Source organism: Streptomyces fuscigenes (genome assembly GCF_021556455.1).
Classification (GTDB): domain Bacteria; phylum Actinomycetota; class Actinomycetes; order Streptomycetales; family Streptomycetaceae; genus Streptomyces; species Streptomyces fuscigenes.
In genome coordinates this window covers 1-2,104 of sequence record NZ_JAKGCV010000665.1, presented here as the reverse complement: position 1 = coordinate 2,104, position 2,104 = coordinate 1, and the positions used below count along the sequence as shown (strand labels likewise).

The 2,104-nt window shown below is 74.6% G+C and carries 1 protein-coding gene; it reads right to left on the bottom strand.

All coding sequences use genetic code 11. The features are described from left to right. On the bottom strand, positions 1 to 2,004 hold a 2,004-nt coding region (locus tag L1885_RS27550; RefSeq protein ID WP_372482046.1), incomplete at its 3' end, for a sensor histidine kinase. Between the last annotated feature and the right edge of the window lie 100 nt (positions 2,005 to 2,104).

Genomic DNA, 2,104 nt, shown 5'->3' with positions numbered 1-2,104 from the left:
CGCGCCGCCCACCGCCCGGCGGTCCGGCACGGCGGCCAGCGCGCGCGGCCCGACCTTGGGCAGGGGCCCCGCGAGCAGCAGCGACGGCGGCACGAGCACGGAGGCGGTGGTCCCGCCGCCCGGTGTGCGGGTCAGCGTGACCCGGATGCCCCAGCGCCGCGACAGGCCGCCGACCACGAACAGGCCGAGCACCTTGGTGGGCACGAGGTCGAGGCGCTCGCGGCGCACGAGGCGCGCGTTCTCCTCCTCAAGCCGCTCGGGGCCCATCCCGAGGCCGTGGTCGACGATCTCGACGAGCGCGCCGTCGTCGGCGCCGCCCTCCTCGCGGGATCGGACGATCACCTCGACGCGGCTGCCCGACGGGGAGAACGCGACCGCGTTCTCCAGCAGTTCTGCCAGCATCAGGGTCAGGTCGCCGACGACGTCGGGCACGACGGTGACGTCGTTCTCCGCGCGCGGCGCGACCCGCTGGTAGCCCTCGATCTGGCCCAGCGCCGCGCGGACGACGTCCGTGAGCGCCGTCGGACCGGTCTCCGGCGCGTCGTCGCGGATGCCGGCGAGCAGCAGCAGGCTCTCCGCGTTGCGCTGCAGACGCACCGCGATGTGGTCGATGCGGTAGAGGCGTTCGAGCACGTCGGGGCTGGTCTCGCCGCGTTCGATCGCGTCGATCAGCGTCAGCTGCCGTACGGTCAGGTTGGACACGCGCCGGCCCACGTTGCCGAACATCTCGGCGATGTTGCGGCGGCCGAGCACCTGGCGCTCGAGCAGCGCCGTGGCGGTCGCCTGGACCTGGTTGAAGGCGGCGGCGAGGTCGCCGATCTCGTCCTGCACGGGCACGGGTACCGCTTCGAGGCGCGGCGGCGCGGTGTCCACGGAGTCGTCGTCGGCCACGCGCGAGAGCTCCCGCCCGGCCAGGTCGGCCACGCGGGTGGCGGCGGCGGTCAGGGCCTGCACGGGCCGGATCACCGAGCGGCGGGCGAAGACCGAGAAGACGAGCCACAGCAGGAAGCCGGCGACCGAGGCGCCCGTCAGGATGCCCGCGCGCCACCAGGCGGCGTTCGAGGCGGCGCCGGCCTGCTGGGCGATCTGGCCGATCAGCGCGCGCGTGATGCGCAGCCGGTTGTCGGCCTGGCGCAGGTAGGTCGGTTCGGACGAGAGGGCCGTGCTCAGCGCGTCCTGGACCATGGCCGGCTGCTGGGCGACGAGCGAGCCCGGGTCGACCTGGAGCGCCGCGTAGTGCTGCCCGATGATGTTCTCCGGCTCGCTGCGCTCGATGCCCGCGATGTCCTGGCCCTGGCGCGTGGTGGCGTACCGGGTGAAACGTTCGGCCTGGTACGTGTACGAGGCGTACTGGCCGACGGCGCCGGTGAACTCGATGAGGGCGTTCGGGTCGCCCGTGCGGGCGGCGAACACGCTGGTCTCGAAGGACGCGTGGGCGGTGTCGGCACGCAGCAGGGCGTCCAGCATGTTCGCCGAGGAGGTCGCGGACTGGTCGGCGGACCCGCCGAGGTCGAGGCCGTCGATGAGGTCGTCCACCGCGGCCGAGTAGGCGGGGTCGATGTTGTCGGCGGGCAGCGGGCCGTTCTCGACGGTCTGGCGCAGCGCGGACAGGCCGCCGATCTCCTTGAGCGCCTCGCTCTCGGCGGGCGGCAGCTCGTTGCCGAACGACGAGGCCACGGTGCGGGCCTGCGCGTCGACGTCGGCCTGCGCCTCCCGGTAGCCGGCCGTGGCGGGGGCCTGCGCCTCGGTGATCCGCGCCTCGTAGTGGAGCGAGACGAGGAGCGCCTCGCGGTGCTCGTTCTGCAGGCCGTCGATCAGCTCGGCGACGGCCTGGCTGTTGCGGACCAGCCGGGAGGTCGCCGCCGCCGACTGCGCCTGGCCGACCTGCTGGTAGGTGACGTACGCGAGCATCGCGGCGATCGCGGCGATCGGGACGACCACCATGGCGTTCAGCTTGCGCCGGAACGGCCAGCGTTCGAGGGCGCCGGAGGCACGGCGTCGCACGCGGGGCGCGAGGTGCCGGTCGCCGCCCTGCCCGCCGCGGCCGGACCCGCCGCCACCGTCCCCGCCACTTCCGGAACCGCCGCTTCCGCGCCGGCCGCCG